Here is a 12,495-nt window from a genome sequence, read left to right on the forward strand (position 1 = left end):
TGCGCAGATCGCGCGGCCGCTGATGCAGTTGCGCGACCAGGCGTTGCGCGTCGCGACCGGCGAAAGCCGCAGCGGCGAGGCGATGAACCGCGTCGACGAGATCGGCATGACGCTGCGCACGATCAACCAGCTCGGGCTGATGTTCCGCTGGCTCGTCGACGATGTCAGCGAACAGGTGCTGAATGTGCAGCGCGCGAGCAACGAGATCGCGCAAGGCAACAACGACCTGAGCGCGCGCACCGAGCAGGCGTCGACGAGCGTGCAGCAGACCGCCGCGTCGATGGCCGAGATGACGGCGACCGTGTCGAGCAACGCGGAAACCGCGTTGCAGGCGAATCAATTATCGGTGTCGGCGAGCGACGCGGCCGAGCGCGGCGGGCAGGCGGTGAGCGAGGTCGTCACGACGATGAACGACATCACGGCCAGCTCGCGGAAAATCTCGGACATCATCGGCGTGATCGACGGCATCGCGTTCCAGACCAACATCCTCGCGTTGAACGCGGCGGTGGAGGCCGCGCGGGCCGGCGATCAGGGGCGCGGATTCGCGGTGGTGGCGGGCGAGGTGCGGGCGCTCGCGCAGCGCAGCGCGAACGCGGCCAAGGAGATCAAGACGCTGATCGGCGCGAGCGTCGAACGGGTCGAATCGGGCGCACGGATCGTGGATGGCGCGGGCAAGACGATGGAGGACATCGTCACGCAGGTGAAGCGCGTGTCGGACCTGATCGCGGAGATCAGCTCGTCGACGGCGGAGCAGAGCACGGGGGTCGCGCAGGTCGACCAGGCGGTCGTGCATCTGGACAACATCACGCAGCAGAACGCGGCACTGGTCGAGCAGAGCACGGCGGCGTCGGAGAGTTTGAAGCAGCAGGCGACGCGGCTGGTGGAGGCGGTGAACGTGTTTCGGTGATCGCAGCGTGCCCCGTTGGCCTTCGCGCATTCCGACCGCCTCATGTGTGGGCCGTTCAGTTGCGAACTGAACGGCGTGATCGGCCAAGCTGGGGATTTTCCTGCCTTTCGGATTAACCGATGCTCACACCGTGGGCTTCCGCCAGAGGCTTCAGGCCGCCGGCGAAACCTTGTCCGATCGCCTTGAACTTGAACTCGTCGTTCTGACGATACCGTTCGCCGCAGGTCGAGGCATCGAGGTCGAACTCGGTGCCGTCGTTGACGCGCGGGCTCCAGCCCGGGCCGACGAAGGCTTCGCGCAGGCCCGGGGCCCCTGTCGACAGGGAGACGTTACCGCCTTTGGGCAGCCTGACAGCCACGGTGTGATTGCTTGGTCAGGTGAGGCGACCGTTCAGAAGTTCATGCCGTAGCTGTTGGCCAGGGCACGCAGGCCGCCGGCGTAGCCTTGTCCCACGGCGCGGAATTTCCACTCGCCGTTGCTGCGATACAACTCCGCGAAGATCATCGCGGTTTCGGTGGAGGCGTCTTCCGCCAGGTCGTAGCGGGCCACTTCCGCGCCGGAGAGCTCGTTCACAACACGGATGAACGAATGGCTGACCTGGCCGAAGTTCTGCTTGCGCGCTTCAGCGTCGTGGATGGTCACGGTGAAGGCGATCTTGTCGATCTCGGCCGGAACGCGGCTCAGGTCGACCTTGACGACTTCGTCATCGCCGTCGCCGGCGCCGGTACGGTTGTCGCCGGTATGCTCGACAGAACCGTCCTGGCTGCGCAATTGGTTGTAGAAGATGAAGTCGGCTTCACCGCGGACTTTGCCGTTGGCCCCCAGCAGGAAGGCGCTGGCGTCGAGGTCGAACTCGGTGCCATCGGTCGCTCGCGGGTCCCAGCCGAGGCCAACCAGGATCCTGGTCAGGCTCGGGTCGGTTTTGGACAGGGAGAGGTTGCCGCCTTTTTGAAGAGTCAGTGCCATGAAAACAGCTCCTTGTGGTTGTTACGGGTTACTGATTTTCGGCTTGCGCCTCTTCCTTTTTCGGGAAGATCACGCTGGCCAGGATTCCGATTGCCAGGACCGTCATTACGATGAGCAGGCTGGTGTTCGGATCGATGCTGATGCCGTGGTGGAACAGATGGTCGGTCGCGTTCAAACCCAACTTCGCTGCGATGAAGAACAGCAGTACGACCACGGCCTTCTCCAGGTGCACCACGTAGCGCTTCAGCGCTTCCAGGACGAAATACAGCGTACGAAGGCCAAGGATTGCGAACAGCATCGCGGAGTAGACGATCAGAGGTTCACGGCTGACCGCGATGACTGCCGGGACCGAGTCGAACGCGAACAGGACGTCGGACACTTCGATCACCACCAGGCAGAGGAACAGCGGAGTAGCGAAGAGGCTGCCTTTGGCCGCCAGGCTCATATCCCGCTCGGCCGTCCGCACTTCTGCCTCGAGCGTCTTGCGGCTCACGAAGAAATTGTGACCGTGCAGCCTGGGCCATACCGGGAAGAGCTTTTTCGCGAAGCGGCAAGCAAGATGCTGCGAGTAATCTGTCGCCTCGTCATCGTCGTCACCGCCCTTGAGCATCATGACGGCGGTCCACGCCACGATCAGCGCGAAGACGATTTCGATCCAGGGTCCGAAAGCCAGCAAGCCGGTACCGATGACGACAAAGACACCGCGGAATACGATGGCCCCGATGATGCCCCAGTGCAGGATGCGGTGACGCAAGCCGTCCGGAACCTTGAACCAGGCGAAGATCGCCATGAAGACGAACAGGTTGTCGACGGAGAGGACCTTCTCCAGTGCATAACCGGTGACGAACAGGCTGGCCACTTCCGCGCCGTGCTGCACATACAGGAAGCCGGCGAATGCGAGAGAGATGGCCACCCAGAACACCGACCAGATGGACGCTCGGGCCAGGGTGATCGGCTTGTCGTCGCGGTGGGTAACCATGTCCAGCAGCAGGGCGGCCAGCGCCAGGCCGACGAATACCGCCATGGTCAGCGGTGGAAAGCCAATGTGTGTCGTGTCCACGTTTCGGTTTCCTACAGTTCGAAGTCAGCCGGGTTCAGGCCGAGCTCGAGGCAAATGAGGCGGCAAGCTGCTTTTTCCTGGTCATCGAAATGACCGTCGGATGCGCCGATGGCACAGGCCACACGAACCAGCAGGCGTGCTTCCCCGTCCTTACCCTTGATCTTGCCGATGACCTTCAGAGCCTCGGCCTGGCCGATCTGGAAATCGAATTCGAACTTGCCGCAGGCGTCGTTGAATACCGTGATCACATCGTTCAGGTTGAAGACCTTCAACTCCGGGGAGTTGTTGATGAAGCCGACCATCTTTAGCTTCTCTTCGGATTTGATCTCGCCATCCGCCGCGGAAATCAGTGCGCAAGCATTGGCGGTTGCCTCCATGAAGGTTCGGTTCTTGAATTTGGCGACTTCAGTGGTCAAGGTTTCGCGGGCTTTGGTCGCGTTGGTTTTCAGCCATTCGAGCATGTGTTTCCCCTCGGTGAACGGGGCCAGACGGCCCCGCTGGATCAGTGGTTATTTCGAGCCTGCTTTCCAGCGCATACCCCAGCCGTAGGCACGATCCATTTCCTCGTGTCCGGGGTGGAAGTCGACTCGACGAGAGACCTTGACGGCCCCATTCACGTTTTCAAGAAGGGCAATCGCGCACATGCCGTGGCGGCCTCCCTCCTCATTCATGCGCACTTCGATTTCGGGCTGACCGGGCACGAAGACGGTCACAACACCGTCAGTTGCCTTCCAGTTCGGAGCGCCGTCGTAGATGAACGCGAAAACCAGGATGCGTTCGATCTCGCTCCAGTGTTGCCCGTTGATGCGAAGCCACTCGCCATCGGCAACCGAGCCAGTACGGTCATCGCCCATGAGCTGGATGTAAGGTTCTTCGCGCAGCGTGCCGAAACGCTTGCCGAGCGCCTGCACGGCCCCTTTGAATCCGTTCTGCATTTCAAACAGGCAACCCAGGTCCAGGTCGATAGCATTGCGTTTGCCCAGGAGGCCACCGAGCAGGCCACTCGTGTTCTGGTTCCAGTTCAGGTTCACCTTGATTTCGCCGAAGCCGGCTGCGGTCTTCTCGAGGTTGATGCTGGGGCGCGATTTGTCGAGCGTGACTTTGCTGAGGCGAATCGTGGACTTCGGCACGTCAGGCGGTACCGGAGCGACAGCCGGTGCCGGTACGGGCGCCGGTGTCGGCGCGCGCAGGCTCTGCGCCGGGCTACCCGAAGGCACGGCAATGTCGACTCCGAAGTACGTTGCCAGCGGCGCCAGGCCACCGGCAAAACCTTGTGCGACACAGCGGAACTTCCATGCGTCGTGGCGGCGGTAGAACTCCCCGAGGATCAGCGCGGTCTCGTTCATCCCGGCAGTCGGGATTCGAGCTTCGATCCCGCCCGTAACGGCCACTGTCAGCATCGAAACACGGTCGAAGGTCGCCTTGTTCTCATGGATGGTCGCGGTGAGCGCGACTTTCTCGACGGCAGGGTCGAGCCGACCGAGATCCACGGTGAACTCTGCCCGGCCGGCCGTCGTGTTGGTCAACTGAACCGCGCCACCCAGGACACTCGTTTGGCCGTAGAAGCACATGTCGCCATCACCTCGGACTTTCCCGGCAGAGGTGAGCGCAAACGCAGAGATGTCGATTTCGGCGCCTGGAATCGGAGCGCAGCTGATGTCCACACGCAATTGGCCGGTGGCAACCGGCGCATTTCCGCCAGGTACCAGCATCGTCATGCTTGCACCGCCTGAATTGCCAGGTTGACGAGATCGTCGGCGGTGCGGCCGTTGGTGGACTGGCCGATCGCCTTGAATTCCCAGCCGCCGCTGCCGCGGCTGAGGCTAGCCATGACAACACCGGTGTGGCGACCTTTTTCCGCCAGGTTGAAGCGCGCCAGCTCGTGGTTTTTCGACTCGTCGAGGATGCGGCAGTAGGCGTTTTCGATTTGGTCGAAGGTCTGACCACGGAAGCTGTTCACGGTGAACACAAGGTGCTGGATCGTGCCCGGCAGGCGCTGCAGGTCGACGTGGATGGTTTCGTCGTCGCCATCACCTTCACCCGTCAGGTTATCGCCCGAGTGTTCAATGGAACCGTCCTTGGATGCCAGTTGACGGAACCAGACCAGATCGACGGATTTCATGTCGCCGTCCAGCACGATGCAGGAAGCATCGAGGTCGATCGCGTTGCTGCCGCTACCCAGCATCCTGGAGAAGAAGCCGCCGGACTTTACCGGATCCCAACCCAGGCCCAGACTAATCGAGGTTAAGCCGCGGCCGGCAGTTTTCTCCAGCGAGATGCTCTGATTCTTGCTCAGGGTAAGTGCCATTTTTACGCTCCTTGTTGATCTTCGGTGTTCGTGTGAGGGACCGGACGGAATCCCGTTCCGCAGCCCCTGGCTTTGCCAAACCGCGAGCGGGATCGCCGTCGCACGGGGAAAAGTCGCCATGGCTCGTCTTGCGAGGCAGCCGGTAGCGCATGGTTCGGACGTGTGCCGCCGCGGCCGCTCGGCCTCGAGTCGGTGGACAGTAGGCCGCGCTCCTTTGGGACCGGGCTCACGCATTTCCACGCGCATCAACTGGCCTCCGCCAGTCGGACGCCGTGTTCGTCGCTACTCGGGACGGCGGGCCGCACCCCGTGCCACTTGGCGCGTTCGAGGATGTTGACCGCCCACTTGTGGTGGGTTGCCGGCTCACACATCGCGTCGTTGTGCTTGAAAACGGCAGGGGCCGCATCGTTGACAATCAACTTGGCGCAGTTGAAGTCATCGAGGCTCACGCGCAGCGCCTCCTGAATGATGCGGATCTGGCTCGGGTGAATGGCCGTCTTCCCTACCAGGCCATGAGCGATGTCCAGTTCCAGCTCTTCCTTCAGGAGATGGGGCGTGGCGAGTTGTTCGAAGACGGGTGCGGTCAGGGCAAATCCCTGAGCCCCCATGATTCCGGCAAGCATGGGGATCACGTAGCCGAGGGGCGTGCTGTAGAGCGTGGTGGCCGGATTGCGCCGCAGACCAAGACAACCCATGAGGTCGTTTCCGCCGATTCGCAGCGCAATGATGCGTTGGTTCAGGTTGGCTTTCAGGGCTTGGCCGAGCTCCACCATTGCGACCGGGTCATAAACGTCGGCCGTCTCCAGTGTAGGCATGAGGTACAGATCAGGATGACTGACAGCGTTCTCCCACGCCGACAGAGATCGCAGGGTCAACTTGGGTACGACGAACCCATCGACGTGCTTCATCAGCGGCCAGTCGCTCAGCACCGCCGCCATGGCGGCATCACGGGGTCGAACGAACAACAAGGGGCCGGATTCGACACGCCCTCCCCTGGCATCGATATCCATGAGGAGCGACTGCAGGTTCGCCAGTGCGCTTTCGACGTCGATTGCCGCCACCGCGTCTTCCAGGCAGACCACCAGCGAGCGCAGTTCCGGAATCCTGATGCCGAAAACCACATCCAGAATGTCGCTGCGGGTGGCCGGCATGTATAGCGTCGCCCCGAGGGCGAACGGAGAAATGGCTTTCATCAATTCGCATTCCGAATGATGGTTGCTGCGCGGTATGGGCCAAGATCGGCGCCGGCTTCCTCTACCGTCACGCCCGCGCGTTCGGTGAGATGCAACAGCAGCTGCACGTCGCTGTCATTGCGGTCTTGTACGAGCACGCGATCCGGTACACGGCGCAGGACCGCTCGGGTTGCCTCGGCGATACCCGGTTTCACGCGGTTCAGGTTGCCGATGTCAAAGCGGGTTGCCAACGTGGACACCACGTCGTCAGCGGCCGCCTGGAGCGTCAGTCGCTGATCGCTGGTCCATGGAGCGGCGGGACGAATGTCTGCCAGCGCCCGACGTTCGGCGTCGATCGTGTCGATGAACTCGCGCGTCACATCGTGCTCGCGCAGGTGTTCGTAAAACACGCAACCATGCAGGCCCCCTTGAGCCGGCCAGATGGAGCGGGACACCAGGCCGGACACGGTTGCACCGAGAATGCCGGACGGAATGGTCCAGTCCTTCGCGGAGGCGGCCAGCCACGCACGGCCGCACGGGTCTGCCAGAACCACGAGGCGAGGAGCTTCAGGGAAGCGCGTATCGTCCGCCAGGGTCCGTTCGAGTTCGCCGGAGATTGCGCCTTTGCCGGTCCAGCCATCCACGAAGACGATGTTTCCGGCGCCATGCAACCGGACGATGGCTTCCAGGGCAACGTTGTCGATCCCGCGATCGCGAATGATGCTGATCCCGTAGTGGCGGACGTCGCGCCCCATCTCCACGAGTGCCCGGCGCAACAGCACGCCGAGCGGCAGGCCGGCGCGAACAAAGGAGACCAGGGCGATGTCCGGCCCGGTGTAAGCAGCACTCAGCGCCATCGCCAGGGACTGCACGTCTGAAGCCATGCGGGCGCCGTTCTGCACCAGGGCGCGGGCGTAAAGGCCCTTGTGCACATCGGTGGGCGCATGCTCGAGGCCGATCATTTCCGAATAGTGTTTCTGATTCGTCTGAATCAGACGCTCCTTCTCCTCAACGCCGGTGACGCTCATCCGGACGTGTCGCAGAAGGAAGTGCACATCTTCGGGGGCGTAGCTGCCGCTGCCGACGGTGCTCAGGCTGGCGAGGAGATTACCCATTGATCAGCCCCGCCACCAATTTCGCCAGCTGGCTGCGCGCCGGTGTCGCCCACATGTGGCAGAGGTCCATGTACCCCAGATCGGTGATGCTGTCGCCGAAGCCCAGGACCGGCCGCTCGCCGTGGATCTCGCGGTCGCGGCGCAACCACTCCTGAACGGCCAGGCGCTTGGCCAGCCCCATTGGCAGGAAGGCGAGGTTGTTGCCGTTGGCGTGAACGTGCATGTCTTCCAACATGCGCCGGGACCGAACTTCGACCAGCACCTCGGCGAGCACCGAGTCATCGGGCTCGTTGTGCTTGACCACCACGTAATGGCGCAGGCCTTCCTCTTCCACCACCCAGCTGCGAAGCGAGTAGCCGAGTTCCCTGCCGATCCGCAACGCAGCCTCGCTCAGTGCCGGCAGTCGGTCCTGAACGCTCCGGAGGGACTCGGCCATCCGTCTGTGCCAGATCGGATCGAGTAATCCGTCTGGACGGAGTATTACGCCCCCATGCGAGCAGATTGCACCGTTGACGAAGGGAAGCATGACGCGGCTGTAGGCCTCCACGCTGCGCGCGGTGACCGGAACGACGTCGGCGGTGGCCAGCAGCCAGTTGATGAACGCGTGCTGGACCGGGCACATGAATCCGTTGGGCTGACCGTGCACATCCAGCGTGGCCGGCGTTCGCGGGGCGCCTTCCGCCATCTTGCGGACGGTCTGGAACAGGGTGTCGTCGAGGTCGACGAATGCCAGCGGGCGATTACCACTCATCGCAAATCACCTCTGCCTTCAGTGCCTCGACCAGTTCGGCAGGGAGTGCCTGCGACGGGGTTTCCGTGCAGATCAGGACCCGGTCGAACTGGCCGGGCTTCACGTTGTAGAGGAAATTCGGGATACCGAGGCCGTAGTTGTCGGAGAACGACAGCGCATGCTCGATCGCGTGGCCCACGGCGATGGGGGACCGGGTGGTCGAGCTGAAGCGGACATCCGCGCCAGATCGCTCCAGGCGTTCCGCCAGCAGGAAAGGACGCCAGACGAACTCGCCGGTCCCTACCACGATGACTTTCTCGCCGGGCTGGACCTGAACGTCCGGCGCGAGCGTGTCGTCCACATGCCGAATGCCCAGACGTCCCCAGTCATTGCGGGGCGAGAGAGGCCATTCACCGATGGAAACGGCACCGACGTCCGGCATATCCGGCAGAGGCACGGACTGATCCTCGTGGAACTGATAGGAGCCAGTCAGCAGCGATACGGCGGTGGCCGGTTCCCCGATGGCTTGACGAACAGCACCGGCAGACCAGTCCGTCAGGACGCAAGTGACCACTCGCTGGACCTTGCTCAGGCCTGCTTCGACCAGTGCGCGGTGCAGGTTCACGAAGGTCTTGCCAGTAGAGGCTTCATCGTCCACCAGGACCAGGGATCGAGCCTGCAGCATCAGATCGCGAACCTCGAGATCGACCGGCAGGTGGATCAGATGGGCGCTGGCATGGCTGTGCTCTTCCTCGAATCGAGCGAAGACGCCGGTACCCAGCGGATGACGGGTGCTGGTGAGGTACACACTGTCAGGACGGGCCGCACGGTAGGCGCGGTGCACGCCGGCGCCGAGGCCAACTGCGGTTTCGGCCATGCCGATCACGAGTACCGGCCCGGGCAGGTCCGCCGGAATTCTGGCAGCCAGGCGCTCGAAGCTGGCCGCCATGATCGACGGGCGCACAGGTATATGCCGGCCCAGGACTTTGGATACGAAGAGGAATGCCCGCTTGGGATTCCGGCGCTCGGCGAAACCGAACAGATTCGACGGGGGCAGGGCGGCGGCGTCGACTTTGATCTCGAGCAGACCCCGCTTGAGTTGGGCGCGCAGGCACGTTGGTCCTACGTGGCTTTCCATGAACAGCATCCTCGTTTAGCGTGGCTCGGAGATCCACGACGACCGCCTGCACCTGGTGCGCAGTCGTTAAGAACTGTGTTCGCGCCAAGTACCAGCAACCTTGTCCCGGATTCGCTGATTGAACCCGAAACCTTTCAAAATGAAATGTAATCGTATCAAATATGAAAGGAGTGTGGGAGTCCGCTTGTACGGGTAGCCCAGTGATCATCGATTTCGGCTTTGTTCGAGAGGATGGGCTTGCGGGCCAAGCGTGGCCTGGTGACGACGGTCGGCCTTTGGAGCGAAGCCGATGCGGTGATCGCGGTCCGCTGAAAGCGATGAGGTGAGGGGAGCGGAAAGGTGAGGCAGGAGGACGGCGGCCCGCATTGCGCGGGCCGGTGTGGGGTGTCCCGCAAAGTCATTGCGCCTTCGGTATGGGATTGAGGTTCGGGCAACAATGGTTGGGGCATCCTGGGCCGAATGTGACTTCGACACGTTGGCCTGTATCGTCAAACTCGCTCGCGGGAAACGGTAACTTGTAGATTCGGGCGATCATGGAATTTCGTTCGCCTCGGATCGAAAATTGATCTAGTGCTGCCTTAACGTTCGCAGCACGTCGATGAGCAAGAGCTGTCGGCTTTCTCTCCGTCGGCTCAGCTAGTCCAACGATCGACACCACGTCGACAATGGGGAAGCGATTGCGTATGTCGTTCGACCATACGGAAAGCTTCGCCAGTTCGTCGGTAGATAGGTCGCTTGAATTGTTGTCGAATCGAACATCAAGACCCCGACCGGGCATGTTCGATGGGCCATCGCATCCGAACGCGGTATGTGCGCAACTCAACGCGAGCGTGACGGCAGTCAGGAACTGAGTCACCGTCGATATCGTACCCGGCGACACTGTTGGCATTTGGGCGTGACAACACCGCATACGCGGGCGTTCCGTGGTCAGCGATTGATGAGTTTGCTGTGTGGCGTCACGCGAGGGTCGTCACACATCCATGCGCAGCTGCCTTTGCATATCGGCGTAAATTCCAGGATCATCTGATTGGTTTTTATTGTGCCGTCCGGTCGTCGTGTAATCATTTCATCGGTAAATGTCTTTTTGTCGATTAGGATATGATCGGTGCTGATGCCAAGTTGTTGCAAGTATTCCTTTGCATTTTCTCCGCGCATATCCTTCAATTCTTCGATGTTCCTCTCGTGGGTGAAGGCGCCCGCAATTATTATTGCTTGAATTTCAACATCTGGCCATTTCTTTGCCTCGATAACGCTATCGGCTATCGTCACTCTGTCTGCATTGGAAAGTGTTGTTGTGTTGAGCGGAAGTTGCAAACGCGCTTCCTCGCCTATCGTGCACGCCGCTGCTGAGTTCAATAGCATTGACGACAACGCGAGTGCACAGGCTGCAACGCTGGATCCGAGGGGGTTTCTGTTCATTATTCGATCGTCTTGTCAAAAGTTGCTATGTATCCGGTAATGCTGTCCGCATTATTAATGGCAAGGTCCGGGTTGTTCGCTGCGAAAAATTTCATTCCGGATTCGCTATTTCCATACATGGCGTCATCTGAATCGAATGTGTCGGTGAAGTGGGTGCACTCGTGAATTAGCACCTTTATCTGCGCCTCATGATACAACTCACCAAACGGGTCGCTGCAAAATGACGAGTAGATAGCAATGACTCGTTTATCGGAGTCGGGCTTGCAGACGGCGGCACGGTTTTGACCGCTGTCAGGTACGACTGTGCAGGATAGATTCCTGCTGGTTGCACTGTCCCATCGAACAATTTTTTCTGGCACCAGCTCTAGCATCGCGGAGCGCAATCGTGGAAGACCGGCCGATAACGTGTTGCGAATCTGCGCATTAGCACGTCCAAAATAGGTGGTGATGCGCGCTTGTTCGCTTGTGTCCCACCTTGCTAGCGCTGCAATGCGGGAATTGATCAGACGGACGGCTTCATCGCGAGCGCGCATCACGATCTTTCTGAACGCTTCATTGCTCATGTTCGGGCAAATCGGCTTCGTGTTGATATCGACATACACCTTGGAACCGGGCCTTGTGTTCGTCATGGCCGTGTCGTGTACCAGCACGTAGTCGTCGTCAGGATTCGACATGTCTGTTCCTGGCGATCTCGAACTTGATCGATTCCGCAGACGCGGATGTGACGCGTTGTGTGTGGCCTGTTGCGTCTGTCACGCCGCTGAATATCTTTCCGGACGATAGGCGAATCCGATATCGGACATTCGCGAGCGGTCGTCCGCTATCCGCCTCGCGTAACACATACTGTTCGTCGTGGATGCCTGATGCAGACCCGTATCGCGTGGGTGCGAACGAAGAAAGCGCGGTGGTCGAGCTTGCCGCGTAGTAGCCACCGTCGCCGCAGTCATCGTCGTCCTCGTAGAAGAAAGTGCAATCGCCGCCGGACATGAGAAGGTTTTGTCCGCACGGGCAGAGCACCGCGTCGCCCTCCAAAGCCATACATCGCCCATGGGATACCACGCGTATCGCGCTGCCAACTATCGGAAACATGCCCTCGCAATTTCCGCACGTCGCCTTGTCACCGTCTACGGCGATGGTTTTGTCGTTGCTAAACATATCTGACGAACCACTGATGACGATTCCGCCTGTCGTCGTCGGGTCGCCGATCCTCACTGCTCGTCGGCTCATGGTTATATCCTCAATTGAAGTTGGTAGAGACCTGATCGGCTGACTTCGAGTCATGCATCGCGTATTGATCGATCGCGGCGTCTTCAACGGAGATAGCCGGCTGCATGTTCTTCTTCCATCGACCCGGATGCGTTGTGTACGGACAAGCTATAGACAATGGCGGGTGAGATTTTCTCTGTCTATAGAACGAGTACGATTTTTGGTTTGTAGTCCGACTTAATTTGGTGGTGTGAAACGACCATCGAAACCGGGGCGAAGGGTGGTCGAGCGGAACGCGGCAGCATCGGTACGTCTGAGGCAGCGGGCGACGCGCGCGGTGGGCACGGTGAGCGTGTTTGGATGAGCACGCCGAGAGAGGCCAGGAACGCGGCGGGGCGGTCACCCGCCCGTACGTCATTCTGGCTCTGCGTACGTTGGGTCGTCAGGAGTGGCGTGCATGTGCGGGCAAACCGG

Annotated in this window: 15 protein-coding genes; 1 reads left to right on the forward strand and 14 read right to left on the reverse strand. The window is 60.9% G+C overall.

What is annotated here, in order from left to right:
* The coding region (locus JYJ84_RS01835) for a methyl-accepting chemotaxis protein (protein WP_240201819.1) at nt 1-907 on the forward strand (907 nt) is incomplete at its 5' end.
* A gap of 112 nt (nt 908-1,019) precedes the next feature.
* On the opposite strand, the gene JYJ84_RS01840 is transcribed toward JYJ84_RS01835, so the two are convergent.
* The 14 genes from JYJ84_RS01840 to JYJ84_RS01905 form a co-directional block, all read right to left on the reverse strand.
* Entirely contained in the window at nt 1,020-1,265 is a 246-nt protein-coding gene (locus JYJ84_RS01840; RefSeq protein WP_175222511.1) for a TerD family protein, read from the reverse strand.
* 32 nt (nt 1,266-1,297) lie between these two features.
* Nucleotides 1,298-1,873, reverse strand: a complete 576-nt coding sequence (locus tag JYJ84_RS01845; protein ID WP_122948120.1) for a TerD family protein — start codon at nt 1,871-1,873, stop codon at nt 1,298-1,300.
* A gap of 28 nt (nt 1,874-1,901) precedes the next feature.
* Nucleotides 1,902-2,933 (reverse strand): TerC/Alx family metal homeostasis membrane protein, encoded by a 1,032-nt coding sequence (locus JYJ84_RS01850; protein WP_174958106.1) that lies wholly within the window; start codon nt 2,931-2,933, stop codon nt 1,902-1,904.
* An 11-nt stretch (nt 2,934-2,944) separates the two neighbouring features.
* The gene (locus tag JYJ84_RS01855; protein WP_175222512.1) at nt 2,945-3,394 is read right to left on the reverse strand and encodes a tellurite resistance TerB family protein; all 450 of its coding nucleotides are present in this window, start codon (nt 3,392-3,394) and stop codon (nt 2,945-2,947) included.
* Between the two features lie 48 nt (nt 3,395-3,442).
* Nucleotides 3,443-4,651 carry a TerD family protein gene (locus JYJ84_RS01860; RefSeq protein ID WP_175222513.1) on the reverse strand — a complete coding sequence of 403 codons (1,209 nt, stop codon included), beginning with the start codon at nt 4,649-4,651 and terminating at the stop codon, nt 3,443-3,445.
* Complete coding sequence (locus JYJ84_RS01865) at nt 4,648-5,241, reverse strand: TerD family protein (protein WP_122948116.1); 594 nt, start codon at nt 5,239-5,241, stop codon at nt 4,648-4,650. Before JYJ84_RS01865 ends, JYJ84_RS01860 begins: the two co-directional genes overlap by 4 nt.
* Before the next feature lie 245 nt (nt 5,242-5,486).
* Nucleotides 5,487-6,434 carry an HpcH/HpaI aldolase/citrate lyase family protein gene (locus JYJ84_RS01870; RefSeq protein WP_175222514.1) on the reverse strand — a complete coding sequence of 316 codons (948 nt, stop codon included), beginning with the start codon at nt 6,432-6,434 and terminating at the stop codon, nt 5,487-5,489.
* Entirely contained in the window at nt 6,434-7,528 is a 1,095-nt protein-coding gene (locus JYJ84_RS01875) for a cysteine protease StiP domain-containing protein (RefSeq protein WP_175222515.1), read from the reverse strand. Before JYJ84_RS01875 ends, JYJ84_RS01870 begins: the two co-directional genes overlap by 1 nt.
* On the reverse strand, nt 7,521-8,279 hold the full coding sequence (locus tag JYJ84_RS01880) for a trehalose phosphatase (protein WP_175222516.1): 759 nt from the start codon (nt 8,277-8,279) through the stop codon (nt 7,521-7,523). Before JYJ84_RS01880 ends, JYJ84_RS01875 begins: the two co-directional genes overlap by 8 nt.
* On the reverse strand, nt 8,269-9,396 hold the full coding sequence (locus tag JYJ84_RS01885; protein ID WP_164462737.1) for a phosphoribosyltransferase domain-containing protein: 1,128 nt from the start codon (nt 9,394-9,396) through the stop codon (nt 8,269-8,271). Before JYJ84_RS01885 ends, JYJ84_RS01880 begins: the two co-directional genes overlap by 11 nt.
* 397 nt (nt 9,397-9,793) lie before the next feature.
* The gene (locus tag JYJ84_RS01890; RefSeq protein ID WP_236027525.1) at nt 9,794-10,252 is read right to left on the reverse strand and encodes a hypothetical protein; all 459 of its coding nucleotides are present in this window, start codon (nt 10,250-10,252) and stop codon (nt 9,794-9,796) included.
* A gap of 71 nt (nt 10,253-10,323) precedes the next feature.
* Complete coding sequence (locus JYJ84_RS01895) at nt 10,324-10,815, reverse strand: hypothetical protein (RefSeq protein ID WP_226217344.1); 492 nt, start codon at nt 10,813-10,815, stop codon at nt 10,324-10,326.
* Nucleotides 10,815-11,489, reverse strand: a complete 675-nt coding sequence (locus JYJ84_RS01900) for a M35 family metallo-endopeptidase (RefSeq protein WP_175222517.1) — start codon at nt 11,487-11,489, stop codon at nt 10,815-10,817. The genes JYJ84_RS01895 and JYJ84_RS01900 overlap by 1 nt, the downstream gene beginning before the upstream one ends.
* On the reverse strand, nt 11,476-12,042 hold the full coding sequence (locus JYJ84_RS01905) for a PAAR domain-containing protein (protein ID WP_122948109.1): 567 nt from the start codon (nt 12,040-12,042) through the stop codon (nt 11,476-11,478). Before JYJ84_RS01905 ends, JYJ84_RS01900 begins: the two co-directional genes overlap by 14 nt.
* Nucleotides 12,043-12,495 lie beyond the last annotated feature (453 nt).

This window comes from Burkholderia sp. LMG 13014, from assembly GCF_905232215.1.
Lineage (GTDB): Bacteria > Pseudomonadota > Gammaproteobacteria > Burkholderiales > Burkholderiaceae > Burkholderia.

What these genes read in the sequence shown, in the direction of transcription:
- JYJ84_RS01845 (WP_122948120.1), bottom strand. Translation starts at nt 1,873, where the DNA reads ATGGCACTGACTCTTCAAAAAGGCGGCAACCTCTCCCTGTCCAAAACC.
- JYJ84_RS01855 (WP_175222512.1), bottom strand. Translation starts at nt 3,394, where the DNA reads ATGCTCGAATGGCTGAAAACCAACGCGACCAAAGCCCGCGAAACCTTG.
- JYJ84_RS01860 (WP_175222513.1), bottom strand. Translation starts at nt 4,651, where the DNA reads ATGACGATGCTGGTACCTGGCGGAAATGCGCCGGTTGCCACCGGCCAA.
- JYJ84_RS01865 (WP_122948116.1), bottom strand. Translation starts at nt 5,241, where the DNA reads ATGGCACTTACCCTGAGCAAGAATCAGAGCATCTCGCTGGAGAAAACT.
- JYJ84_RS01870 (WP_175222514.1), bottom strand. Translation starts at nt 6,434, where the DNA reads ATGAAAGCCATTTCTCCGTTCGCCCTCGGGGCGACGCTATACATGCCG.
- JYJ84_RS01875 (WP_175222515.1), bottom strand. Translation starts at nt 7,528, where the DNA reads ATGGGTAATCTCCTCGCCAGCCTGAGCACCGTCGGCAGCGGCAGCTAC.
- JYJ84_RS01880 (WP_175222516.1), bottom strand. Translation starts at nt 8,279, where the DNA reads ATGAGTGGTAATCGCCCGCTGGCATTCGTCGACCTCGACGACACCCTG.
- JYJ84_RS01885 (WP_164462737.1), bottom strand. Translation starts at nt 9,396, where the DNA reads ATGGAAAGCCACGTAGGACCAACGTGCCTGCGCGCCCAACTCAAGCGG.
- JYJ84_RS01895 (WP_226217344.1), bottom strand. Translation starts at nt 10,815, where the DNA reads ATGAACAGAAACCCCCTCGGATCCAGCGTTGCAGCCTGTGCACTCGCG.
- JYJ84_RS01900 (WP_175222517.1), bottom strand. Translation starts at nt 11,489, where the DNA reads ATGTCGAATCCTGACGACGACTACGTGCTGGTACACGACACGGCCATG.
- JYJ84_RS01905 (WP_122948109.1), bottom strand. Translation starts at nt 12,042, where the DNA reads ATGAGCCGACGAGCAGTGAGGATCGGCGACCCGACGACGACAGGCGGA.